The organism is Nocardia sp. XZ_19_369 (genome assembly GCF_015355715.1).
In the GTDB taxonomy this organism is placed as follows: Bacteria; Actinomycetota; Actinomycetes; order Mycobacteriales; family Mycobacteriaceae; genus Nocardia.
Map to the genome: position 1 here is coordinate 613417 of NZ_JACVED010000003.1, position 22114 is coordinate 635530.

21 protein-coding genes are annotated in these 22114 nt (G+C 69.1%); 12 read left to right on the plus strand and 9 right to left on the minus strand.

The genetic code is table 11. The features are described 5' to 3' along the window. The first annotated feature begins 67 nt into the window (after window positions 1–67). Window positions 68–1678, plus strand: coding sequence for a chaperonin GroEL (gene groL / locus IBX18_RS14215; RefSeq protein ID WP_194834132.1), 1611 nt, complete (start codon window positions 68–70; stop codon window positions 1676–1678). A gap of 157 nt (window positions 1679–1835) precedes the next feature. On the opposite strand, the gene IBX18_RS14220 is transcribed toward groL, so the two are convergent. From IBX18_RS14220 to IBX18_RS14230, 3 genes are all read right to left on the minus strand, one after another. Further along, window positions 1836–2111, minus strand: a complete 276-nt coding sequence (locus IBX18_RS14220; protein ID WP_194834133.1) for a hypothetical protein — start codon at window positions 2109–2111, stop codon at window positions 1836–1838. A gap of 1 nt (window position 2112) precedes the next feature. Beyond that, window positions 2113–2688: a sigma-70 family RNA polymerase sigma factor gene (locus IBX18_RS14225; protein ID WP_107654256.1), complete on the minus strand. Its 576-nt coding sequence runs from the start codon at window positions 2686–2688 to the stop codon at window positions 2113–2115. A gap of 363 nt (window positions 2689–3051) precedes the next feature. Beyond that, the gene (locus IBX18_RS14230; protein ID WP_014981828.1) at window positions 3052–3345 is read right to left on the minus strand and encodes a WhiB family transcriptional regulator; all 294 of its coding nucleotides are present in this window, start codon (window positions 3343–3345) and stop codon (window positions 3052–3054) included. 627 nt (window positions 3346–3972) lie between these two features. Between IBX18_RS14230 and IBX18_RS14235 the strand changes: the two genes are divergently transcribed. From IBX18_RS14235 to IBX18_RS14245, 3 genes are all read left to right on the plus strand, one after another. Continuing rightward, window positions 3973–4842: a hypothetical protein gene (locus tag IBX18_RS14235; protein WP_194834134.1), complete on the plus strand. Its 870-nt coding sequence runs from the start codon at window positions 3973–3975 to the stop codon at window positions 4840–4842. Between the two features lie 178 nt (window positions 4843–5020). Next, the gene (locus tag IBX18_RS14240) at window positions 5021–5599 is read left to right on the plus strand and encodes a sigma-70 family RNA polymerase sigma factor (RefSeq protein WP_107654257.1); all 579 of its coding nucleotides are present in this window, start codon (window positions 5021–5023) and stop codon (window positions 5597–5599) included. After that, window positions 5592–6665 (plus strand): anti-sigma-D factor RsdA, encoded by a 1074-nt coding sequence (locus tag IBX18_RS14245; protein WP_194834135.1) that lies wholly within the window; start codon window positions 5592–5594, stop codon window positions 6663–6665. The genes IBX18_RS14240 and IBX18_RS14245 overlap by 8 nt, the downstream gene beginning before the upstream one ends. 175 nt (window positions 6666–6840) lie before the next feature. Here IBX18_RS14245 and IBX18_RS14250 read toward each other — a convergent pair whose 3' ends face one another. Continuing rightward, entirely contained in the window at window positions 6841–7254 is a 414-nt protein-coding gene (locus tag IBX18_RS14250; RefSeq protein ID WP_022567296.1) for a DUF5319 domain-containing protein, read from the minus strand. 225 nt (window positions 7255–7479) lie between these two features. On the opposite strand from IBX18_RS14250, the gene guaB reads away from it, so the two are divergent. From guaB to IBX18_RS14265, 3 genes are all read left to right on the plus strand, one after another. Beyond that, complete coding sequence (gene guaB / locus IBX18_RS14255) at window positions 7480–9024, plus strand: IMP dehydrogenase (protein WP_135234891.1); 1545 nt, start codon at window positions 7480–7482, stop codon at window positions 9022–9024. Between the two features lie 5 nt (window positions 9025–9029). Further along, window positions 9030–9185, plus strand: a complete 156-nt coding sequence (locus IBX18_RS14260; protein ID WP_194834136.1) for a hypothetical protein — start codon at window positions 9030–9032, stop codon at window positions 9183–9185. Window positions 9186–9428: 243 nt separating this feature from the next. After that, on the plus strand, window positions 9429–10583 hold the full coding sequence (locus IBX18_RS14265) for a GuaB3 family IMP dehydrogenase-related protein (protein WP_147143790.1): 1155 nt from the start codon (window positions 9429–9431) through the stop codon (window positions 10581–10583). 3 nt (window positions 10584–10586) lie between these two features. Here the strand turns inward: IBX18_RS14265 and IBX18_RS14270 are convergent, their stop codons facing one another. Then, window positions 10587–11387: an alpha/beta fold hydrolase gene (locus IBX18_RS14270; RefSeq protein WP_107660035.1), complete on the minus strand. Its 801-nt coding sequence runs from the start codon at window positions 11385–11387 to the stop codon at window positions 10587–10589. A 129-nt stretch (window positions 11388–11516) separates the two neighbouring features. Between IBX18_RS14270 and guaA the strand changes: the two genes are divergently transcribed. Then, window positions 11517–13091 (plus strand): glutamine-hydrolyzing GMP synthase, encoded by a 1575-nt coding sequence (gene guaA, locus IBX18_RS14275; protein WP_194834137.1) that lies wholly within the window; start codon window positions 11517–11519, stop codon window positions 13089–13091. Between the two features lie 63 nt (window positions 13092–13154). Here the strand turns inward: guaA and IBX18_RS14280 are convergent, their stop codons facing one another. Continuing rightward, on the minus strand, window positions 13155–13370 hold the full coding sequence (locus tag IBX18_RS14280; RefSeq protein ID WP_147143800.1) for a hypothetical protein: 216 nt from the start codon (window positions 13368–13370) through the stop codon (window positions 13155–13157). Continuing rightward, window positions 13363–14994, minus strand: coding sequence for a PspC domain-containing protein (locus IBX18_RS14285; protein ID WP_194834138.1), 1632 nt, complete (start codon window positions 14992–14994; stop codon window positions 13363–13365). Before IBX18_RS14285 ends, IBX18_RS14280 begins: the two co-directional genes overlap by 8 nt. 157 nt (window positions 14995–15151) lie before the next feature. On the opposite strand from IBX18_RS14285, the gene IBX18_RS14290 reads away from it, so the two are divergent. Further along, window positions 15152–16546: a PspC domain-containing protein gene (locus IBX18_RS14290; protein ID WP_373889189.1), complete on the plus strand. Its 1395-nt coding sequence runs from the start codon at window positions 15152–15154 to the stop codon at window positions 16544–16546. Between the two features lie 128 nt (window positions 16547–16674). Then, on the plus strand, window positions 16675–17310 hold the full coding sequence (locus tag IBX18_RS14295) for a response regulator transcription factor (RefSeq protein ID WP_107660037.1): 636 nt from the start codon (window positions 16675–16677) through the stop codon (window positions 17308–17310). Between the two features lie 12 nt (window positions 17311–17322). On the opposite strand, the gene IBX18_RS14300 is transcribed toward IBX18_RS14295, so the two are convergent. Then, window positions 17323–18447 (minus strand): serine/threonine-protein kinase, encoded by a 1125-nt coding sequence (locus IBX18_RS14300; RefSeq protein WP_194834139.1) that lies wholly within the window; start codon window positions 18445–18447, stop codon window positions 17323–17325. A 410-nt stretch (window positions 18448–18857) separates the two neighbouring features. On the opposite strand from IBX18_RS14300, the gene IBX18_RS14305 reads away from it, so the two are divergent. Together IBX18_RS14305 and IBX18_RS14310 are read left to right on the plus strand one after the other, a co-directional pair. Next, the gene (locus IBX18_RS14305) at window positions 18858–19634 is read left to right on the plus strand and encodes a hypothetical protein (protein WP_194834140.1); all 777 of its coding nucleotides are present in this window, start codon (window positions 18858–18860) and stop codon (window positions 19632–19634) included. 10 nt (window positions 19635–19644) lie between these two features. Then, window positions 19645–21267: a DNA polymerase Y family protein gene (locus IBX18_RS14310; protein WP_306796261.1), complete on the plus strand. Its 1623-nt coding sequence runs from the start codon at window positions 19645–19647 to the stop codon at window positions 21265–21267. Here IBX18_RS14310 and IBX18_RS14315 read toward each other — a convergent pair. After that, window positions 21258–21965 (minus strand): class I SAM-dependent methyltransferase, encoded by a 708-nt coding sequence (locus tag IBX18_RS14315; protein ID WP_194834141.1) that lies wholly within the window; start codon window positions 21963–21965, stop codon window positions 21258–21260. The two genes, IBX18_RS14310 and IBX18_RS14315, sit on opposite strands and share 10 nt — an antisense overlap. Between the last annotated feature and the right edge of the window lie 149 nt (window positions 21966–22114).

Genomic DNA, 22114 nt, shown 5'->3' on the forward strand with positions numbered 1-22114 from the left:
CCCCGGTTCCCCTGAGCGGGGACCGGGGCAGAGTCGTCTCAGCTCTTAAATCCAAGGAATAGGACTTATGGCAAAGCAGATCGAGTTCGACGAGAAGGCTCGCCGGGCTCTGGAACGCGGTGTCGACAAGCTCGCCGACGCCGTCAAGGTCACCCTCGGCCCGCGCGGCCGCCACGTGGTGCTCGCGAAGGCCTTCGGCGGCCCGACCGTGACCAACGACGGTGTCACCATCGCGCGCGAGATCGACCTGGAAGATCCGTTCGAGAACCTCGGCGCGCAGCTGGTGAAGAGCGTCGCCACCAAGACCAACGATGTCGCGGGCGACGGCACCACCACCGCGACCGTGCTGGCCCAGGCGATGGTCCGGGCCGGCCTGAAGAACGTTGCCGCGGGCGCGAATCCGATTTCGCTCGGCTCCGGCATCGCCAAGGCGGCCGACGCGGTCTCCGAGTCGCTGCTCGCCGCGGCCACCCCGGTGTCCGGCGAGACGGCGATCGCCCAGGTCGCCACCGTGTCCTCGCGGGACGAGGAAATCGGTGAGATGGTCGGCAAGGCGCTGACCGTCGTCGGCAAGGACGGCGTCGTCACCGTCGAGGAGTCCTCGACGACGCAGACCGAGCTCGTGGTCACCGAGGGCGTGCAGTTCGACAAGGGCTACCTCTCGCCCTACTTCGTCACCGACACCGACAGCCAGCAGGCCGTGCTGGAGGATGCGCTCATCCTGCTGCACCGCGAGAAGATCAGCTCGCTGCCGGACTTCCTGCCGCTGCTGGAGAAGATCGCCGAATCCGGCAAGCCGGTGCTGATCATCGCCGAGGACGTCGAGGGCGAGGCCCTGTCCACGCTGGTGGTCAACTCCATCCGCAAGACGATCAAGGCCGTCGCCGTGAAGGCGCCGTTCTTCGGCGACCGCCGCAAGGCGTTCCTCGACGACCTGGCCGTGGTCACCGCGGGCACCGTGATCAACCCGGACCTGGGCATCACCCTGCGCGAGGCCGGCCTGGACGTGCTCGGCCAGGCGCGGCGCATCGTCGTCACCAAGGACGACACCACCATCGTCGACGGTGTCGGCACCAAAGAGGACATCGCGGCCCGCAGCGCGCAGCTGCGCCGGGAAATCGAGGCCACCGACTCCGACTGGGATCGCGAGAAGCTCGAGGAGCGCCTGGCGAAGCTGTCCGGTGGCGTCGCGGTGATCAAGGTCGGCGCGGCCACCGAGACCGCGCTCAAGGAGCGCAAGTACCGGGTCGAGGACGCGGTGAGCGCGGCCAAGGCCGCCGTCGAGGAGGGCATCGTGCCCGGTGGCGGCTCCGCGCTGGTGCAGGCGGCCGCCAAGCTGATCGAGCTGCGCGACTCGCTCTCCGGCGACGAGGCCGTCGGCGTCGAGGTGGTGCGGACCGCACTGTCGGCGCCGCTGTTCTGGATCGCCACCAACGCGGGCGTGGACGGCTCCGTGGTGGTCAGCAAGGTCGCCGAGGGCAAGGACGGCTTCAACGCCGCCACCCTCACCTACGGAGACCTGCTGACCGACGGTGTGGTCGACCCGGTGAAGGTGACCCGCTCGGCCGTCGTGAACGCGGCGTCGGTGGCGCGGATGATCCTCACCACCGAGAGTGCGATTGTGGAGAAGCCCGCCGATGAGGCGCCCGACCACAGCCACCACGGCCACAGCCACTGAGCTGGGCCAAAAACCAAGAAGGCCCTCGGACTTCGGTCCGGGGGCTTTCGTTTTGCGATCGTGACTGCTGATTTCGTCAGTACATGGGTAACTCGTCGGGAACGTCCAAAACTGCTCGGCACTCGACCGCCGGCCCTGAACGCGAGTCTTGGGGCACTTACTCGTATGGCCTGAATACGCGGAGAGGCGGGGGAGCCGGTTGTTCGGCGGCGATGGCGGCGAGCAACCGGGTGCGCAGAGTGGCAGGCGGTGGGGTCGCCGTCGCGGTGGCGAGCACGGCGAGTGCTTCTCTCGTCTGCCCGATCTCCCTGAGGAACTCCGCGCGTAGGGCGGGGTCCTCGGTGTCGAGCAGTTCTTGCACCTCATGGTGGTCTACGTCGTCGATCGATCCGAGCGCGACGGTGTGCGCGAGATCGACCTGGCGTTCGTTCATCTCACGTCACCCCCAAACTTCTTTTGAGTCGTGTCAATCCGTCCCGAATTCGGGACTTAACGGTCGGTAACCCTACTCCGAGGTAATGCGCGACCTCCGCGTAGGTCCGCCCGCCGTAGTAGGCGAGCGAGATGGCCTCCCGCTGGGTCTCGGTCAGTGTCGCGAGTCCCTCGAGGACGGCCTGTTGTTCGAGCCTTCGCTCTACCTCTTCGGTTACTTCATCGAATTCGTTACCGAGCACCCGAATTCCGTAGGCGACCTCGCGTTGGGTGTGCGCCTGCTCGGCGCGTACCCGGTCCACCGCGCGCCGATGGGCGAGCGTCATCAACCACGTCACGGCCGACCCCTTGTCGGCGTCGAAACTGGCTGCGGTGCGCCAGATCTGCAGGTAGACCTCCTGCGTCGTCTCCTCGGCATAGCCGGGGTCGTGCAGCACGCGCAGCACCAGACCGAAGACGCGCGCGGACGTCCGGTCATATAGCTCGGCAAAGGCTTCCTGGTCGGACTCGCCGCAACGATGTAGCAGGAGGGCGAGTTCGATGCTCTCGGCGGCGCGGGCCGTAACCGCAGAATCCACACCGGGTGGGAAGGCATCTCTTCGGAACGAGTCGCCCTCTGCGGCCGGCTGCCGCGTTGTCACAACGCTCCATTCTGTGTCATCGGTCACCACCGTAGCGTGCCGCTATAACCTCCTTTCGGCTGGGGTGTCGGCAAACCACCTGTGGCCCAGCGACTTTGCGGAAAACTTCGACACGCCAGGTGGCTCTAACAAGAGACACGCCGTGACACGCCGATAGCTAACCGCGAAACGCAGGGCTCGACAGGGTGTGCGGCTTCGGGTGGTCGCCGCTGCAGGCGTGGCGGTGGTGACCGCGTATCGCCTGCCGGTTGTTTGCTAGGGATTCGGCGCACCGCACCGTATGGATGGGAAGAATTTCAACTAAACCGCCATCCGGCGCCGATTGCGCCGGGCATGCATCTCGCGTTCGGTCTCGGACATGCCGCCCCAGATGCCGTAGGGCTCGCTGACCTTCAGTGCGTGACTGCGGCACTGCATCAGCACCGGGCAGGCCCGGCAGATCTCTTTGGCGCGCATCTCGCGCGCGGTACGGGCTCGGCCACGTTCGCCGTCGGGATGGAAGAACACGGCCGAGTCCTGCCCGCGGCAGGACCCTCGCATCTGCCAATCCCAGACATCGGCGTTCGGCCCGGGGAGGTGGGTCGGCATGGGCATTGTGTGAACTCCTCGTGGTGCGAGCTCGTCAGCGTTGTCGAGCAGTTGTTCTGCAAAGTGTGGTAGGCCACGGCGCTGTGTCGGCGGGTGCCCCTGTGCTCGCCCGTTGCGGTCGCTGCAATTTCGCGCGGCGCCGACCGTGGCGATGAGCTACGTTAGGTCCAGCCGCGAAATTCCGTCAATAGTTCGGCGCAGTAGTTTCCCAAATCTTAGGCTGCGAAATTTAACCTCCGAGCTGTTTACTTTTCGCATTGGTTCCGGCGATACTGATCGGTTGACCAGTGGCCGATGGCTCGGCGCTGCTCCGAGGCAGGACTTATTTCCGCTGGTAGACCCTATTTTCAGGGGCATCGGCCCGGTCAGAGTCCATCGGCCACCGGGTGGGGGTAGTCACAGTGCCGCACGACGGCATGTGGTGCGAGCGGATCCGAGATGGCGGAAACGGGGCGCAGAGGTTAATTGCGCGAAACGCGTGTGAATTCCGATCGTGAGCGCTCGGGGATTGCCGGGACGAGATTTACCTGATGGAAACATCGCAAAGTGTTGGAAATGCTGAGTGGTTGCCGGTTGGTGGGCTCCGGTCTTTCTCCCGGCCATCTCCAGCGCACCCCGGCTAGAGTTTCGGCCGTGTTCGTACCTGCTCCGCTCGGAGATATCCGATTCGAGATCCTCGCTGAGAGTGCTTTCGGCGCGTGCCCCGGCCGCGCCGCTGCCGAGTTGCCGACGGCGCCCGACGCGCTCGGGTCGTGGTATCGAGCGGTGATTCTCGGCGGTCAGGGTCGTTATGCCGCGGCCCGTGCCGAACTGCGCGTCGTCCGCGCCCGCAGCACGGATCCGGTGCTGCTTTCGCTGGCCGCGAGCACCGAGGGTTCGCTGCTGCGCCAGCTCGGCTGGCACGCCCGCGCCGCTGCCTGCGACGGGCGGGCCGCGGCCTTGGTCTCGGCGCGAGCGCTGGGTGACCGCGCGGTGGATTCCGTCCGCTCCGAGCTGCCGTTCGAGCGCGGCGACGCGATCAGTGACGCGCTGACCGGTCTCGCGGCCGACGCGCTCGGCATCGGGCGGGTGGCGTTGGCCTGGCGGCTGCTCGCGCGCGGCGCGGCGGTGCGGCCCGCGGCCGAGCTCGGCTGGCGGCCCGCCATCCGCCGACAGTGGGTCAGCGCCGAAACCGCCCTTGCCGCAGGCACTGTCGAGCCCGCGACCGAACATGCGGCGGCGGCGCTCGCGCTCGCCGAGCGCGCGCCGTCGGTGCGGCATCTGGTCAAATCCCGGTTGCTGGTCGCCGCGGCGGCCGCGGCGGCGGACGACCACGACCGGTCGCGCGCGCTCGCCGAGCAGGTTGCCGAACAGTGCCGCGAACACGGTCTGCTGCCGCTGCGCTGGGCGAGCGCGATGCTGCGCGCGGGGTTGGCCGTGCCGGGCGCCGCCGCGGAGGCCGAGGACTGTGCCGCGACCATCGTTCGACGTGGCGGCCGGTTCCGGCCGAGCACGGCGGGGTAGCGGACCGTAGGGCGTTAAGCCCGGCTGCATCAGGTTGCGCGGTGCCCATGGTTCCAACGGTGACCGTGTTGCCTTGTTCCGGGCGCTGTATCGCTATTGTTAGTTCCGTTCCGCCGCTTCGGCGGAAGCACTGGTCATCACGACCGTGCCACTTGTAACGCCGGGAATCTCTCTGACGATGACGAACATGGGCGAAGAGTTGGACCTCGCCGTCGCTGCGGCTGCGCAGGGCGACAGATCCGCTTTAGCTCAGGTACTGGAGATGATCCGCCCGCTCGTGGTGCGTTATTGCCGCGCGCGGATCGGAGCCGCGGAGCGTGGGCAGCTCTCCGCGGATGATGTTGCGCAGGAGGTCTGTCTGGCCGTGATGACCGCCTTGCCCAGGTATCAAGACCAGGGCAGGCCCTTCATGGCCTTCGTTTACGGAATCGCTTCGCACAAGGTCGCCGACGCCCATCGCAATGCCGCCCGTAACAAGGCGGAGGCAATGGCCGAAGTACCAGATGTCATATCCACCGACCATGGTCCGGAACAACGAGCTCTCGAATCGGAGACGAGCAGGCAGATGAACCGTCTGCTCGCGACACTCCCCGAAAAACATCGAGAGATCTTGATCCTGCGATTGGTCATGGGTTTGTCAGCCGAAGAAACCGCAGTCGCCGTGGGCAGTACGGCGGGGGCGATACGAGTGGCCCAGCACAGGGCACTCGCGAAACTGAAGTCTCAAGTGGCGAGGGCAGGTGAAATGTATGGCTAGGGATGGCGAGCGCGGTCGGGGTGACTGGAAAGCGCGGCTTGGATCGCGAAACAGCGGTCCCTACGCCGACGCGTCCGGAGACACCGGCCCGGTCGATATCGCTGCGGTACGCCGCGACGATGCGTTGATCGACGCCATCGCAAGCGATGGCCCGGTACGGACCGACAGCGCGGAGGAATATCAACTCGCGGCCATGCTCGCGGATTGGCGGGCCGAGATCATCGCACCGCCGATGACCGCGGCGCCGGATCTGGATGCGATCGTTGCCGCGGTGAACCAGGAGATCGGCGCCCGTCAGGTGCGCGTCGGCGCACAGGGCGGCGGTGGCCGGCTCCGGCTGGTTCGCCCGCTGCTCGGCGCTGCGGCGGCACTCGCCCTGGTCTTCGGCGGCATGACGGCGTTCTCCTACAACTCCGAGCCCGGCGATCCGCTGTGGAGGGTCAAGGAGGTCGTCTTCAATCAGGCGGCCCAGAGCACCGTGGCGCAGCGGGCAGGCACCGATCTGGACGAAGCGGCGAAGCTGATCAATCAGAACCCCGTGCAGGCCAAGGAACGCCTGGAGCAGGCGCGGGTGAACGCCGATCAGGTGGACAGCCCCCAAAAGCACGACCAGTTGATGCTGGAGTGGAAGCGACTCGTCAGCCAACTGCGTGCCATGGGCTACACCGACCTGGCCGATCAGTTGGACCAGGGCACCTCGACGAAGCCGACCGACTCGGTGACCAGCACCAGTGCCAAGCCGAAGCCGGTCCCGCCGGTCGACGCCACGGTGCCGCCGGTGCAGCAGACCAAGCCGGCCGATCCGAGCGACCAGCCGACCGACCCCACCGATCCGCCCACCCCGACCAACGACAAGCCGACTCTGCCGCCGACGGTGACCACGCCGCCGACGGTGGAGCCGACCGTCACCCAGCCGCCGCCGAACCCGACCACCGTGGCCGAACCGACGGCGGTTCAGCCGACCTCGGACAACGGCGGCGCACCGACTCGGGTACCGACGCAAGGCAATCCGGGCACCACGTTCGTCGTACCCACCGGGTCCGGCGGCGCGGGGACCACCAGTTAGCCGGCAACCACCGAGAAACTTTCCAACAGGACGCGAACCGATTGCCAACGGGCAGTCGGTTTTCTGTTTGTCCGGGTGTCACGCCCCCGTGACGGTGCGGTGAAAATCACAGCGCTGTACGCCGCGGTGCGCGAGCCCCGGCGGGGGACGCGTCATCGGTTCGGTGGCTCGAACCTCAGTTGTCGAATCCGTCGAATCCGTCGCCGTGGAAGGCCTCGTTCATCGAGGCATCCGCGTATCCCCGGCAGTAGTCCCAGGTGACATACGCTTCCGGCGTCGGATCGTAGGCGGGCTCGTGCGGGCGCACGGTGCCGTCGACCAACAGTTGAAGTAGGTTGGCGCGCAACATGTCCCAGTCGTGGTAGTGATCCTGCCGACAATCTTCGCAGCTGACCACGAGTCCGCGGATTCCGCGGTGCGCTAGTAGCGCCTCGTAGACAGCGAGGTCGGCGAGATCTTCCTCGACCGCAAGGCGCTCGTGGGGATCCAGCGGCTCACCGGGCTCGATGGCGTCGAGCGCGGCGGACGGGTCGGAGGGGTCTCCGGCGAACGGATCCGGCGGCAAGCCAGGTGGTAGATGGTCACGCACATCCCCACGGTACGCAGAACAGGGTGGTCTGCGCCAGCTATGTAGGCCGCAAGTTTCGCCGGTGGGCTCACTTCGTCGATGAGTTTGCGGGACAGATACCATGGTGTCAGGCCCCGGCGAGCACCCGACACGATTCCCGGAGCCACCAGTCCATCCCATCAACTGCGCGCGGCGCCGGTGACCCCGGCGTCGGTCGCTGTCGACGTCCAGGAGGGGTCGATCCGAATGAGTAATCCCGTATCGGGCGAACGCACCGCTGTCCGCCCATCTACGGGTGGTGACGATCCGAACAAGATCGCCATGCTCGGCCTCACATTCGACGATGTGCTGTTGCTGCCCGCCGCCTCGGATCTCATCCCCAGCTCTGTGGAGACCTCCAGCCAGCTGACCAGGGACATCCGGCTGCGGACCCCGCTGGTCAGTTCGGCCATGGACACGGTGACCGAGGCGCGGATGGCCATCTCGATGGCCAGGGCGGGCGGCATGGGTGTGCTGCACCGCAACCTGGCCGCCGCCGATCAGGCCGCCCAGGTGGAGACCGTGAAGCGGTCCGAGGCCGGCATGGTGACCGACCCGGTGACCTGCCGCCCGAACGACACCCTCGCCGAGGTCGACGCCATGTGCGCGCGCTTCCGCATCTCCGGTCTGCCGGTGGTGGACGAGGTCGGCAGCCTTGTGGGCATCATCACCAACCGCGACATGCGCTTCGAGGTCGACCAGAACCGCCGGGTCGAAGAGGTAATGACCAAGGCGCCGCTGATCACCGCGCAGGAGGGTGTGACCGCGGAGGCCGCGCTCGGCCTGCTGCGCAGGCACAAGATCGAGAAGCTGCCGATCGTCGACGGCAACGGCAAGCTGCGCGGGCTCATCACCGTCAAGGACTTCGTCAAGACCGATCAGTACCCGAACGCCACCAAGGACCGCGACGGCCGCCTGCTGGTCGGTGCCGCGGTCGGTGTCGGCGACGACGCCTGGTCGCGCGCCATGACGCTGTCCGACGCGGGCGTCGACGTGCTCATCGTCGATACCGCGCACGGCCACCAGGCGCAGGTGCTGCAGATGGTCACCAAGGTCAAGGCCGAGGTCGGTGACCGGATCCAGATCGTCGGCGGCAACGTGGCCACCCGGGCCGGCGCGGCCGCGCTGGTCGAGGCCGGCGCGGACGCGGTGAAGGTGGGTGTCGGTCCCGGCTCCATCTGCACCACCCGCGTGGTCGCCGGTGTCGGCGCGCCGCAGATCACCGCCATCCTCGAGGCCGTCGCCGCGTGCAAGCCCGCCGGTGTCCCGGTCATCGCCGACGGCGGTATCCAGTTCTCCGGCGATATCGCCAAGGCGATCGCCGCGGGCGCGTCCACCGTGATGCTCGGCTCGCTGCTCGCAGGCACCGCCGAGTCGCCCGGTGAGCTGATCCTGGTCGGCGGCAAGCAGTTCAAGAGCTACCGCGGCATGGGTTCGCTCGGCGCGATGCAGGGCCGCGGCCAGGCCAAGTCCTTCTCCAAGGACCGCTACTTCCAGGACGACGTGCTGGCCGAGGACAAGCTGGTGCCGGAGGGCATCGAGGGCCGGGTGCCGTTCCGCGGTCCGGTCAACCAGGTCATCCACCAGCTCGTCGGCGGCCTGCGCGCGGCCATGGGCTACACCGGCTCCCAGTCCATCGCGCACCTGCAGGAAGCCCAGTTCGTGCAGATCACCGCGGCGGGCCTGAAAGAGAGCCACCCGCACGACATCACGATGACCGTCGAGGCCCCTAACTACACTGGTCGCGGCTAGCCCGCATGATGGTCCTGCACGAGACCGCAAGGTCCGTGCAGGAACTAGACCTGCTCGGGATCGGGCTATGGCACACGAAGCCGTACGCCCATGCCCGGACCAGCCCGCCGACACCCGGCGCCGACCGCGCACGCGACGAGCTGCTGAACGCCGACGGCTAGCCTGAGCCGCAGCCTCCCATCACGAGCACGGCCACCACAGCGCGAGTTCTGCGAGCGCCGTTCGTGGCCCGTCTTGTTGCCGAGTGGACGAAGCGCATGCGCCGCAGGCGCGAGTCTCGTCCGCTCGGCAACAAGGCCCACCCGCCGCCCGACCGCCACCCCTCATCGAATCGCTACGCGATGCTGGTACACGGGGGGCCACGAACACGCCGCGCCCGCGCGGCCAATAGATAGGAGACAGACGTGCGCGACATGGTCGAGATCGGCATGGGCCGGACCGCCCGGCGTACCTACGAGCTGGACGATGTCGACATCGTTCCTTCGCGCCGGACCCGCTCGTCGAAGCAGGTGTCGCTGTCGTGGCAGCTCGACGCCTACCGTTTCGAGATCCCGTTCCTGACGCATCCCACCGACGCGCTGGTGTCGCCGGAGTTCGCGATCGAGCTCGGCCGGCTGGGCGGGCTCGGCGTGATCAACGGCGAGGGGCTGTGGGCCAGGCACGCGGATGTCGCCGCGAAGATCGATCAGCTGCTCGAGCTCGTCGGTAAGGGCGGCTACGAGCGTGCCGTCTCGCTGTTGCAGGAGCTGCATGCCGCGCCGATGCAGCCGGAGCTGCTCGCTGCCGCTGTCGCGCAGGTGAAGGCGGCCGGTGTGACGGTTGCGGTCCGGGTGAGCCCGCAGAACGCCCGTGCGCTCACGCCCGCGCTGGTGCAGGCCGGCGTCGACCTGCTCGTGGTGCACGGCACCATCATCTCCGCCGAGCATGTCGGCGACGGAGAACCGTTGAACCTCAAGACCTTCATCGCCGAGCTGGACGTGCCCGTGGTCGCGGGCGGGGTCAGCGATCACCGGACCGCGCTGCACCTGATGCGCACCGGCGCGGCGGGTGTCATCGTCGGTTACGGCTCGTTCCCCGGCGCGACCACCACCCGCGAGGTGCTCGGTATCGGCGTGCCGATGGCCACCGCGATCGCCGATGCCGCGGCCGCGCGCCGTGATTACCTCGACGAGACCGGCGGGCGCTACGTGCACGTCATCGCCGACGGTGACGTCGAAACCTCCGGGCAGCTCGCCAAGGCGATCGCCTGTGGTGCGGATGCCGCGATGCTCGGCGTGCCGCTGGCGCTGGCCGCCGAGGCGCCCGGGCGCGGCTGGTACTGGCCGTCCGCCGCCGCGCACCCCTCGGTGCCGCGTGGTTCGCTGCTCGGCGTCGAATGGGAGCTCGAGGAGGGCACCGGCGACGCGGTGCGCCCCAGCCTGGAGCAGGTGCTGTTCGGCCCCTCGGACGACCCGTTCGGCTCGCTGAATCTGGTTGGCGGGCTCCGTCGTTCGATGGCGAAGGCGGGCTACTCCGACCTCAAGGAGTTCCAGAAGGTCGGGCTCAGCGTTCGCGCGTGAGCCTTACCGTGCGTGCGAGGGCGTGATCCGCTCGCGCAGGAACTGCCGCATGGCGACGTTCACCGGCTCCGGGTGCGTCATGGTGACCGCGAGCCGGGCGCCCGCGATCTCGACGTAGCTGGCGCCGGTGAGCCCCTCCGTCAGCTGCTTGGCCCGGTCGGGCGGGATGCCGCTGTCGGTGGCGTGGATGACCAAGGCGGGACAGGTGATTTCGGACAGCCGCTCCAGCACCGAATCCCGGCTGAGCAGGCAGCCCGCCGCGACCTCGATGCCGCGGCAGTCGCGCAGCATCCAGCGGGTGGTCCAGATGGTCCGGTACCACTTGTCGTCGCCGATCAGCCAGGACGCCAGCTGATTTGCCGCCTGCTGGCGGGATCCGTCGTCGTACCACTGCTCGAGGAACTGCTGGGTGGCGTCGGACTGCTCGGGTGTCGGGCCGTTGGCCTCGGTGCTGATCAGGATCAGCGCCGACACCCGTTCCGGCGCGATGAGCGCGGTGCGCAGCGCGGTGAAGCCACCCTGTGCGGTGCCGCCGACCACGGCACGTTCGGCGCCGAGGTGGTCGAGCACGGTCAGCGCGTCGCGGGCCGCAGTCCAATAGGTGAACGGCAGGCCCTCGTCCCTGGTGCGGCCGTGACCGCGCGCGTCCCACGAGACGATCCGGAATTCCGGTGCCAGCGCGGCCATCTGAGCCGCGAACATCGTCCGGTCCATGAAGAATTCATGTGCTAGCAGCACCACCGGGCCGCTCCCGCCGCTGTCCTCGTAGTGGATGTCGGCGTCGATCGCGCGGGCGAATGGCACGAGCACGAGGATAGCCAGCGGTGCGGGGGCGGGTGGGGCGATTTGCTGGCTCGCCTTTTTGCTTGCTGGAGCTGGGCTCGGCGTCGGTGCTGTGCCGATGGCTCGGGCACAAAGTGTGCTCACTAAACTATGGCCGTGGCAGATACACAGAGACCGGTCCTCGTCGTCGACTTCGGCGCGCAATACGCACAGCTGATCGCCCGGCGGGTCCGCGAATCGAGTGTGTTCTCCGAGGTGATTCCGCACACCACCACCGTCGAGGAGATCGCCGAGAAGCAGCCGCTCGCGGTGATCCTGTCCGGCGGCCCGTCCAGCGTGTATGCCGAGGGCGCACCGCAATTGGACGCGCGGCTGTTCGATCTCGACGTGCCGGTCTTCGGCATCTGCTACGGCTTCCAGGCGATGGCGCAGGCGCTGGGCGGCACGGTCGCGCACACCGGCACCCGCGAGTACGGCCGCACCGAGATCAGTGTCGACGGTGGCGTGCTGCACGGCGGACTGCCCACCCTGCAGCCGGTCTGGATGAGCCACGGCGACGCGGTCACCGACGCGCCCGAGGGTTTCGAGGTCACCGGCACCACCGCGGGCGCACCGGTCGCCGCGTTCGAGAACCGCGCGCGCCGCCTGGCCGGCGTGCAGTACCACCCCGAGGTCCTGCACTCGCCGCACGGACAGCAGGTGCTCAGCCGCTTCCTGCATGAGATCGCGGGCATCCGCGCCACCTGGACCCCGGCCAATATCGCGGATTCGCTGATCACCGCGGTGCGCGAGCAGATCGGCGACGGGCACGCGATCTGCGGGCTGTCCGGCGGTGTCGACTCCGCGGTGGCCGCCGCGTTGGTGCAGCGGGCCATCGGGGACCGGCTGACCTGTGTGTTCGTCGACCATGGCCTGCTGCGGGCGGGTGAGCGCGAGCAGGTCCAACAGGACTTCGTCGCCGCGACCGGCGCCAAGCTGGTGACCGTCGACGCGGTCGAGAAGTTTCTGGGTGAGCTGAAGGGCGTCACCGACCCGGAGGAGAAGCGCAAGGTCATCGGGCGCGAGTTCATCCGGTCCTTCGAGGACGCGGTCTCCGAGGTCGTCGTCGAACAGGGCGGCGGCACCGTGCCGAAGGTCGAATTCCTGGTGCAGGGCACGCTGTACCCGGACGTCGTCGAGTCCGGTGGCGGCAGCGGCACCGCGAACATCAAGAGCCACCACAATGTCGGCGGCCTGCCGGACGACCTGGAATTCGAATTGGTCGAGCCGCTGCGCCTGCTGTTCAAGGACGAGGTGCGCGCGGTCGGCCGCGAGCTCGGGCTGCCCGAGGAGATCGTCGGCCGCCAGCCGTTCCCCGGACCCGGTCTGGCCATCCGCATCGTCGGTGAGGTCACCGAGGACCGGCTCGTCACCTTGCGCCAGGCCGACGCCATCGCGCGCGAGGAGCTCACCGCGGCGGGGCTGGACCGGCAGATCTGGCAGTGCCCCGTGGTGCTGCTCGCGGACGTGCGCAGCGTCGGCGTGCAGGGCGACGGCCGCACCTACGGTCACCCCATCGTGCTGCGCCCGGTGTCCAGCGAGGACGCGATGACCGCCGACTGGACCCGGCTGCCCTACGAGGTGCTCGAGCGGATCTCCACCCGGATCACCAACGAGGTGCCGGAGGTCAACCGGGTCGTCCTCGATGTGACCAGCAAGCCGCCCGGCACCATCGAATGGGAGTGAATCCCTACTAGCGCAACAAGAATGGCCCGTCCGATGGACGGGCCATTCTTTGTTTCGCTTCGATCAGCCGCGTTTGCGTGGGGAGACCACCAGCACGATGCCGACGATGATGGCGGCGAGCACCACGATCCAGCCGACCGGGACCACACTGGTGGTCGGCCACGACGACGGGCCGACGAAGGCCCAGGCGCTCACGCCGAGGGCGAGCAGGCCGACGATCAGCAGCGAGGCGGAGGGGCCGCGGCGGGACTCGGTGGATTCGTTGGACTTGTCAGCCACGGTGCACCTCCGCGTTTCCGGCTCGGACATTGATATTCAGATCGAGCACGGGCGCACCCTCGGTGGTCGGGCCGGTCAGGCCGTTGACGCACTTGACCTCACCCATGGTCTGGGTGCACTGGGTGTCGACCTTCATGTTGTTCGGCAGCCACACCTGGAAGTCGCCCATCCGGACCTCGACGTCGACGGTGCGGTTCTCGGTCAGGTTCAGCTGGCGCAGATCCAGCGTGCCCGATCCCATGTTGACGGTGTAGTGCGACTCCAACTGGCTCACCGCGGTCGGTGTCCAGACGTGTTCGCCCATCGCGCCGCGGTCGAAGTCGATCGGGCCGATCGCCGAGGCGAGCAGGACGAACCCGGCCAGCGGAGCGGTCAGCACCAGCAGGCCGTACCCGCGCCGCAGGAACGCGCCGAGGACCAGGCCGAGCCCGATCACCGCCAGCGCGGCGGCCGCGATCCGGCCGGGCGTCATCCACTCGACACCCGAGGCGGCCAGTGCGCCCGCGCCGGCGGCGGCGAGGATGGCCAGGCCGAGCACCACCGGGGTCAGCCGGGAGCGTGGACGCCTCGGCGGCGGCGCGACGAGGGTGCGCACCGGGGTCGGCTCGGGCAGATCCCAGGCGAGCGGGGCGACGCCGAGCGGATCCCAGGAAGGCGGGGTTGTGCGGCCGAGGGTGGCCGGGGTCGGCGGCTTCAGCACGGCGGGCGAGCTCGGTGCCGCTTTGCTGAGTGACGGAGTGCCGGCCTGGGCGGAAGCCGTTGGGGCTGCGGCACTTCGCTGGTCGATGACCTCGGTGGTGTTGCCGCCCTTGTCGAGCAGGACAGTGTCCGATGTCGCGTTGGATCCGCTTGGTGCGTCGCTCTTTTCGGACGGAGCCGCGGAATCGCTTGCCGCAGAGCCTTGATCGCTCGCGTCTCGCTTGCGCAGCAGGTCCGTGCCGGCCTCGTGGGCTTGGCCGGTTTCGCTCGCTCCGGAATCCTGGTGCGGCAGCACGGTTTCGGTGCCCGACGTTTCCGGTACATAGGCGTCCGGCAGCTTGGTGTACGGCGTGTACACGCTGGTCGGCGGTACATAAACGTCGCTGGTGGGGCGCGGCGCACCCTGCGGGAAGACCGCACCCGGGTAGCCGGTCGCCATGATCCCGTTGTCCGCGAGGTACCCGCTGAACTCACTGGTGGTCCCCGGCGGTGGTTCCGGATTGCGCAGGTGCATCATCCACCAGCCGGCCAGCATCAACGCCATGCTGATCAGTCCCGACCCGCCGAGGCCGACCCCGACCGGGCCCATCGTGCTCACCGCGATGGCGAGCGCGACGATCAATACGATCGTTTTGGTCTGCGACTGCGAGCTGTGCCCCTTGCCGACCAGCGACTCCGCCGCCGACGACTCGTCACCGGCGGCGCTGAACAGCAGCCAGGCCAGCAGATAGAGCACGACTCCGGAGCCGCCGAAGATCGCGGACACCACGAAGGCCACCCGCACCAGTACCGGATCGACGTTGTACCGCTGCGCGAACCCGGCCGCCACGCCGGCGATCGGTCCCTGTCGAGGCAATCGCACCGGGCGCGTACGCCAGATCTGCTGGAGCTGATCCCCGAAGCTCGTTTTCGTCATGGTTCCCATAGTGTGCCTGACCAGCACATCCGCACATCGGGGATAACCCTGAAGAATTTACTGAACCTTTTGGACTCGCCCGGTCAGGTCGTCCTCCGAGGTCCGGCAGAAGATCAGGGGGATTCCTGATGGCTAGCTGTCGGCGGATCGTGCCACTATCGAATGCATGTACCCGTCTGCGCCCTCGTTCGACACCCGAGGGTTCGATACCGCGCGGGGGTTCGAGGCCGCGCGCGGTTTCGGGCCTGCGCCGGTGTTCGATCCCGGGCCGCCGCCGCACGCCCGGATGGTGCGGCGTTCGGGCGGCCGGATCATCGGCGGTGTGGCGGGCGGGATCGCCGATCACCTCGGCGTCGACGTGTTCAAGGTCCGGATGGCGTTCGTGCTGCTCGCCGCGGCCGGGGCCGGCATCGTCGCGTACGGGTTGCTGTGGATCTTCACGCCGGGCGGCTCGGATGTAGCGAAGGCGCCCGGTTCCGAACGGCGGCAGGCGATCGGCCTCGCCATCCTCGGGGTCGGCCTCGCCATCGGGGTGTCGTGGATGTTCAGCGGCACCGCGGCGAGCGTGATCGCTCCCATCATCGTGGTCGCCATCGGTGCGGCGCTGGTGTGGCGGGAGTACGACGCCGACGGCCCCAGGTCGCTGCTCGGCCTGCCCGCGCGCCCCTCGGTGGTGACGTGGGCGCGCATCGTGGCGGGCGGCACGCTGATCGTGGCCGGGCTCGGCGTGGTGGTGCTGGCCAGGATCGATCTGAGCTCGCTCGGGTCCGCGTTGATCGCGGTGGCCGTCACGCTGGTCGGCGCCGGGCTGCTGACGGTTCCGCTGTGGCTGCGGATGATGCGGGCACTGAACGCCGAGCGCTCCGCGCGCATCCGCAATGAGGAGCGCGAGGAGATCGCCTCGCACCTGCACGATTCGGTGCTGCAGACGCTGGCCCTGATCCAGCGCCAGGCCGGTGACCCGCAGGAGGTGGTGCGGCTGGCCCGCAGCCAGGAGCGGGAACTGCGCAAATGGTTGTTCGAGGATGCCGGTCCGGCGCAGTCGAGCCTGGCCGCCGCGCTGCGCACCATCGCGGGCGAGGTGGAGGATCAGCACGGCGTGAAGGTGACCCCGGTGACCGTCGGCGATGTGTCGATGGATATCGGCGAGACCGGTGCCGGGCTGCCCAAGGAACATTTCACCGCGCTGCTCGGTGCCACCAGGGAGGCACTGGTCAATGCCGCCAAACACGCGGGTGTCCCGGAGATCGACCTGTTCGCCGAGACCGAACCGCACCAGGTGAGCATTTTCGTGCGCGACCGCGGCGCCGGTTTCGACACCGCCGCCGTGCCGCAGGACCGGCAGGGCCTGGCGAAATCCATCCGGGGCCGGATCGAACGCCGCGGCGGCCAGGTGGAGATCCTGTCCACTCCCGGCCGCGGCACCGAGGTGCGAATCATGATGCCGCGCACGGATTCCGGTGAGCCGGAAACGGTAGCCGAAGCGAACTCGGCTGAGAAACCGGACGATTCGCCAGCTCCGCCGTACGTCGCGGCGACCGGACTGCATCCGGATAACTGATTTCGTGCGAACATGGGTAACTCATCGGGTACGGGCTAACCTGGCCACTGCGTCACTGCCAGCCGCCGACGTTACTATCGCGGCACCTAGGTCTGGCCTGAATACGCGGAGAGGCGGATAAGTTGGCCGTGCGGGTCTTTCTGGTTGATGATCACGCAGTGTTCCGGTCGGGTGTGCGGGCGGAGTTGAGCCGAGAGACCGACATGGAAGTGGTCGGTGAGGCCGGGGGAGTCGCCGAGGCGATCGCCGGGATCAAGGCGACCAAGCCGGATGTCGTGTTGCTCGATGTGCACATGCCTGATGGTGGTGGCGTCGCGGTGCTCGCGGGTATCGAAGAGGGGCCGGTGTGTCTGGCGCTCAGCGTCTCCGATGCCGCCGAGGACGTGATCGCGGTGATCCGCGCGGGTGCGAGAGGGTATGTGACCAAGACGATTTCGGGTGCCGAACTGGCCGACGGTATCCGCCGGGTGTCCGGCGGCGACGCGGTGTTCAGCCCGCGGCTGGCCGGGTTCGTGCTCGACTCGTTCACCGGCAAATCGCAGGTGCCCGAGCCACCGCTGGACCCGGAACTCGATTCGCTGACCCCGCGGGAACTGGAGGTGCTGCGGCTGCTCGCCCGCGGCTACACCTACCGCGAGATCGCCGAAAACCTGTTCATCTCGGTGAAGACCGTGGAAACCCACGCGTCCAATGTGCTGCGCAAAACCCAGCAGTCGAACCGGAATGCGTTGACCCGCTGGGCCCATCACCGGCGCATCGACTGATCCGCGCCGAGGTTACATCACCGCGATGATGACGGCGATGATGATGACCAGACCGATCAGCAGTCCGATGGCGATGGCCAGCGGCGCGTTGCTGGCCTGCGGTGGTTTGCTGCGCTGCGGTGCGGGGGCCGCCGCCGCGGCGCCCACCGGGGCGCGGTGCGGGCGCGGCAGCGGGGTCGAGTGCGGACTGCGCAGGCCGGAGGCCGAATTCCGCGCCGCCCACGCCGGAATGGTGCCGTCCTCGGTGCGCACCGGCGCGCCGATGATGTAGGGCCCGGTACCGGGACCGAAAGCCGCGGTGAGGATTTCATCCCTGGCCTCGGCCATGGTCGGCCGCCGCTGCGGCGCGGGCTCGAGCATGTGCAGCAGTGCGTCGGTGAGCATTCCGCTGCGCGTCGGCGGGATGATCTGCGCCATGGCCGCGCGGTGCACCAGCACATCGCTGTCCTCGTCGAGACCGAACGGCGGCTGCCCCTCGATCGCGGTGTACAGCGTGGCACCGAGAGAGAACACGTCGCTGGCCGTGGTTGGCTGCGCGCCGCGGGCCACCTCCGGTGGCAGGTAGGCGGGGGTGCCGACAATGACACCGTCGGGATCGTCGGAGTGCTCGCCCGCGCCGCGCGAGATGCCGAAGTCGCTGAGCTTGGCCATGCCGACGATCGGACCACGGTCGGCGACAAGGATATTGCCGGGTTTGATGTCGCGGTGCGTGATGCCCGCCGCGTGCGCGGCGGCCAGTGCGTCGGCGACCTGCGCGCCGATCTGCGCCACCTCGATCGGGGGCAGCGTGTCCACCAGCGCGAGCGCCTTGGCCACGTTGCGCGAGGGTAAGTGCTCCATCACCAGCCAGGGCTCGCCCGCCTCGAGCACCACGTCGTACACGGCGATCGCGTGCTCGTGCGAGAGCTTGGCCGCGACCCGGCCCTCGTGCATGATCTGGCTGCGGATCTCGTTGGCCTCTGCTTCCGGCAGCCCGGCCGTCGAGAGGACCTGTTTGATGGCGACGTCCCGGTCGAGCAGCCGGTCGTGCGCGAGCCACACCGCGCCCATGCCACCGCCACCCAGCTTCGACTGCAGCCGGTAGCGGCCGGCGACCAGATAGTCGGGGCCGACAATGGGACGAGCGCGTTCGGTCACGGTGCGAGGGTAGCGGAAAACAAGGTGCCCTACGGAGTTTGCTGACACGAACCGCGCCCTGGTTTTTGCCGATCCTGAACGCCGGTGCCGCACTTGGTAGTCGATCTGTCTGCCGCCGCGTGCGTCGTGGTCGGCGGCCGTCGTCACTGTGACACCCGCTCGCGGGCGGGTCCTGACTTGCTGCCGCGATAACGACTGCGTACAGACCGAGCCGCGGTTTACAACGGCATCATTTCGAAATCGTGGGTGCGGGGGTGGGCTCTTGACGGAACCCGGGGGTCGGTTTCTACTGAGCAGGTATCGAACGTATATTCGATACGGATCGATAGCTGAATCGGTGCTGACCCCTGTACCTGGGGGTTCGTTCCGTGGCGTCGCCTCGGGTCCATCGTGGGAAGTAGGTGGTAGAGATGGGTTCGGATGCGAAACCGCAGGAGGGGGCACAACCGCAGGCGGTAGCTCGGGAGAGCCCGCCCACGGTGGCTGAGCTGCGCAGAAGAATGGCGGCGATACCCGGTCGCGGCGAAGCGGCGGCCGAGCGGATACCGCTGGACGCCGAACTGCGCCGGGAGTCGCTCGCGGTGCCGCCCGCGCTCGCCGCGCTGTTGCCCGGCGGTGGCCTGACCAAGGGGTCGGTCGTGTCCTACACGGGCGCCCGGTCGCTGCTGGCCGGCCTGCTCGCCGCGGTGACCGAGGACGGTGGGCACGCCGCGGTGGTCGGGGTGCCCCGGCTCGGCCTGCTCGCCGCGGTGGAGATGGGCGCCCAGCTGGAGCGGCTGGCCGTGATCCCCGATCCAGGCCCGGACCCGGTGGAGGTGGCCGCCGTCCTGCTCGACGGCCTCGACCTGGTGGTGCTCGGCCTCGGCGGCACCGCCGTCGCCCCGGCACGCACCCGGGTGATCGCCGCCCGCGCCCGCAGCAAGGGCGCCACCCTGGTGGTCACCGACGGCCGCTGGCCCGGCGCCGCCCTGCACCTCGACGCTCGCATCGCCGGCTACTCGGGCCTCGGGCACGGCCGCGGCCGCCTGCACTCCCTCGGTCTCGAGGTCGAGGTGCGCGGCAAGGCGGGCCCGCCCAGGCGCGGCCGCCTCGACCTCCGTTCGAATTCCGGCCGGGTCGAATGGGCGGCGCACGAAACACCCACGCGGACCGCCGTGCCGGTGGAGGCCAAGGAGGCGGCGTCGTGACGGTCGAGTTGTGCGGTGCGGCACCGTGATCCTGCCCAGCCGAGCGAAGGGCGCGGCGCGGGTATTGGCGCTGTGGTGTCCGGATTGGCCCGCGGTCGCCGCCGCCGCGGTGGCCGGGCTGCCCGCGACCCAGCCGGTGGCCGTGCTCTTCGCCAACCGGGTGATCGCGTGCTCGGCGATCGCGCGCGCCGACGGGGTGCGGCGCGGGCTGAAGCGGCGGGAGGCGCAGGCGAAGTGTCCCGATTTGTTTCTGGCGCAGGCGGATCCGGATCGGGACGCGCGGTTGTTCGAGCCGGTGGTGGCGGCCGTGGATGCGACGGTGCCCGGGGTGGAGGTGCTGCGGCCCGGTCTACTGGTGCTCGGAGCGCGCGGTGCCGCCCGGTTCTTCGGTTCCGAGGAGGCGGCGGCCGAGCGGCTCGTCGACGCGGCGGCCGCCACCGGGGTGGAGGCGCAGATCGGCATCGCCGACGAGTTGTCCACGGCGGTGATCGCCGCCCGGCGCGGCACGATCGTGCCCGTCGGGGCGGGTGCGCGGTTTCTCGCGCCGATGCCGGTGCGTGAGCTCGCGGTCGAGCCGAGCCTGGCCGCGCCGGAGCGCGACGATCTGGTGGATCTGCTGCACCGCTTGGGTTTACGCCGCATCGGTGATTTCGCCGCGCTGTCGCCCGCCGAGGTCGCCTCGCGGTTCGGCGCCGACGCGGTGCTGGCGCACCGGTGCGCGCAGGCCCAGCCGGAGCGCCCACCCTCCGCGCGGCAGCCACCCAAGGATCTAACGGTGCAGTATCCCTGCGACCCGCCGATCGAACGGGTCGATGCCGCCGCTTTCGCGGGCCGCATGCTCGCCGCCCAACTGCACGCCGAACTGTCGAACGCGGGCCTGGCCTGCACCCGATTATCGATATTCGCGGAAACCGATGCGGGGGAGGAGCTTTCGCGGATCTGGCGGTGCGCGGAACCGCTGACCCCGGACGGTACCGCCGACCGGGTGCGCTGGCAGCTGGACGGCTGGCTCACCCGGCGCGACCGGCCCACCGCGCCGATCACCCTGCTGCGCCTGGAACCGGTCGAGGTGGTGGCGGCGGGTGCGTTGCAGCTCGGGCTGTGGGGTGGGGTCGGCGAGGAAGAAGAGCGGGCCCGGCGCGCGCTGGTCCGGGTGCAGGGTCTGCTCGGTGGCGAAGCGGTGCGGGTCGGCGTGCTCAGCGGCGGCCGCGGGCCCGTCGAGCGCATCACGCTGGTCGCGCTCGGTGACGAACCCGTGCCCGCCGCCGACCCGGCCCAACCGTGGCCGGGCCGGTTACCCGAGCCCGCCCCCGCGTTGCTTCTGCTCAATCGGCCGCAGGTGCGTCTGGAAGCGGTGGACGGCACGCCGATCCAGGTCACCGAGCGCGCCCTGTTCAGCGCCGACCCCGCCCGCCTGCACTGGGGCAGCAGGCAGTGGCGGCTGACCGGCTGGGCGGGGCCGTGGCCGGTGGACGAGCGCTGGTGGGTGCCGGAGCCGACCGAGAACCCCGACGCCCCAACCACTTTCACCGCACGCGCGCAAGTCCAGCTGGACGGTGCGCCGCCCGACGTCCGGGTGCTACTGCTCGTCTATCACGACGAGATCTGGCGCGCCGAAGGACTTTACGACTGAGCGGGCCGCGACCACACCGTCGCCATGGTGAAGGGCTGCCCGCGCAGGTCCCGCCACTTCGGCTTGGCCGCGAGCCAGGTGTCGTCGATCAGCGTCTCGGTGAGCTCGGCGAGCACCCAGCCCGCGTCCAGCGCCGCTGTCACATGCTCGCTGAGCAGGTGCAGGTTCGTGCTGATCGCCACCGGCTCGCCACCCTGGGGCGTGTAGTGCGTCGGCATTCCGGTCGTCATCATGAATTGCGGATGGAAGCTGACCAGGACGCACAGCGCGCCGGGCGCGGCCAGCCGCCACGCCTCGGCGTAGAACGGGGCCAACTCGGGCAGGTGCTCATCGATCAGTGAGGCGATCACCAGGTCGTAGCTGCCGTCGGCCAGCCCGGTGACGCGCACGTCCGCCTGGGTGAGCGTGGTGTGCGCCCCGCGTGCCGCGGCCCGCTCCAGCATCCCCGCGCTCACATCGACACCGTCGATATGGGACACCCCCTGCGTGCGCAGCCAGCCGCCGGTCCGCCCCGTCCCGCACCCCAGGTCGGCGGCGCGGCGTATCCGCGGCCACCCCGGACGCCGCAGCCGGGCCAGCAGCGCGAGATCCATCTCGTCCATGACGGTCTGCTCGTAGGTCGGCGCCCATCCGTCGTATCCGGTGGCCACATCGACGGTGCGGTAGTTTCGGCGGTCGTAATCCGCGAATGACGGCATGCGCGGAGTATTTCGCGGCCCACCGGGATTCGCCAGGCAATTTCGGCTGCCCTGCTCGACGAGACCATCGCGATTGCGCCCGAGTCCTGCGCTCGACACGCGGGCGGCGAAGGGCGTGCGACCTACGATGTGGTGCCCGGCTCACGTGA

What these genes read in the sequence shown, in the direction of transcription:
- groL (WP_194834132.1), top strand. Translation starts at nt 68, where the DNA reads ATGGCAAAGCAGATCGAGTTCGACGAGAAGGCTCGCCGGGCTCTGGAA.
- IBX18_RS14220 (WP_194834133.1), bottom strand. Translation starts at nt 2,111, where the DNA reads ATGAACGAACGCCAGGTCGATCTCGCGCACACCGTCGCGCTCGGATCG.
- IBX18_RS14230 (WP_014981828.1), bottom strand. Translation starts at nt 3,345, where the DNA reads ATGCCCATGCCGACCCACCTCCCCGGGCCGAACGCCGATGTCTGGGAT.
- IBX18_RS14240 (WP_107654257.1), top strand. Translation starts at nt 5,021, where the DNA reads ATGACGAACATGGGCGAAGAGTTGGACCTCGCCGTCGCTGCGGCTGCG.
- IBX18_RS14245 (WP_194834135.1), top strand. Translation starts at nt 5,592, where the DNA reads ATGGCTAGGGATGGCGAGCGCGGTCGGGGTGACTGGAAAGCGCGGCTT.
- guaB (WP_135234891.1), top strand. Translation starts at nt 7,480, where the DNA reads ATGAGTAATCCCGTATCGGGCGAACGCACCGCTGTCCGCCCATCTACG.
- IBX18_RS14260 (WP_194834136.1), top strand. Translation starts at nt 9,030, where the DNA reads ATGATGGTCCTGCACGAGACCGCAAGGTCCGTGCAGGAACTAGACCTG.
- guaA (WP_194834137.1), top strand. Translation starts at nt 11,517, where the DNA reads ATGGCCGTGGCAGATACACAGAGACCGGTCCTCGTCGTCGACTTCGGC.
- IBX18_RS14285 (WP_194834138.1), bottom strand. Translation starts at nt 14,994, where the DNA reads ATGGGAACCATGACGAAAACGAGCTTCGGGGATCAGCTCCAGCAGATC.
- IBX18_RS14290 (WP_373889189.1), top strand. Translation starts at nt 15,152, where the DNA reads ATGTACCCGTCTGCGCCCTCGTTCGACACCCGAGGGTTCGATACCGCG.
- IBX18_RS14305 (WP_194834140.1), top strand. Translation starts at nt 18,858, where the DNA reads ATGGGTTCGGATGCGAAACCGCAGGAGGGGGCACAACCGCAGGCGGTA.
- IBX18_RS14315 (WP_194834141.1), bottom strand. Translation starts at nt 21,965, where the DNA reads ATGCCGTCATTCGCGGATTACGACCGCCGAAACTACCGCACCGTCGAT.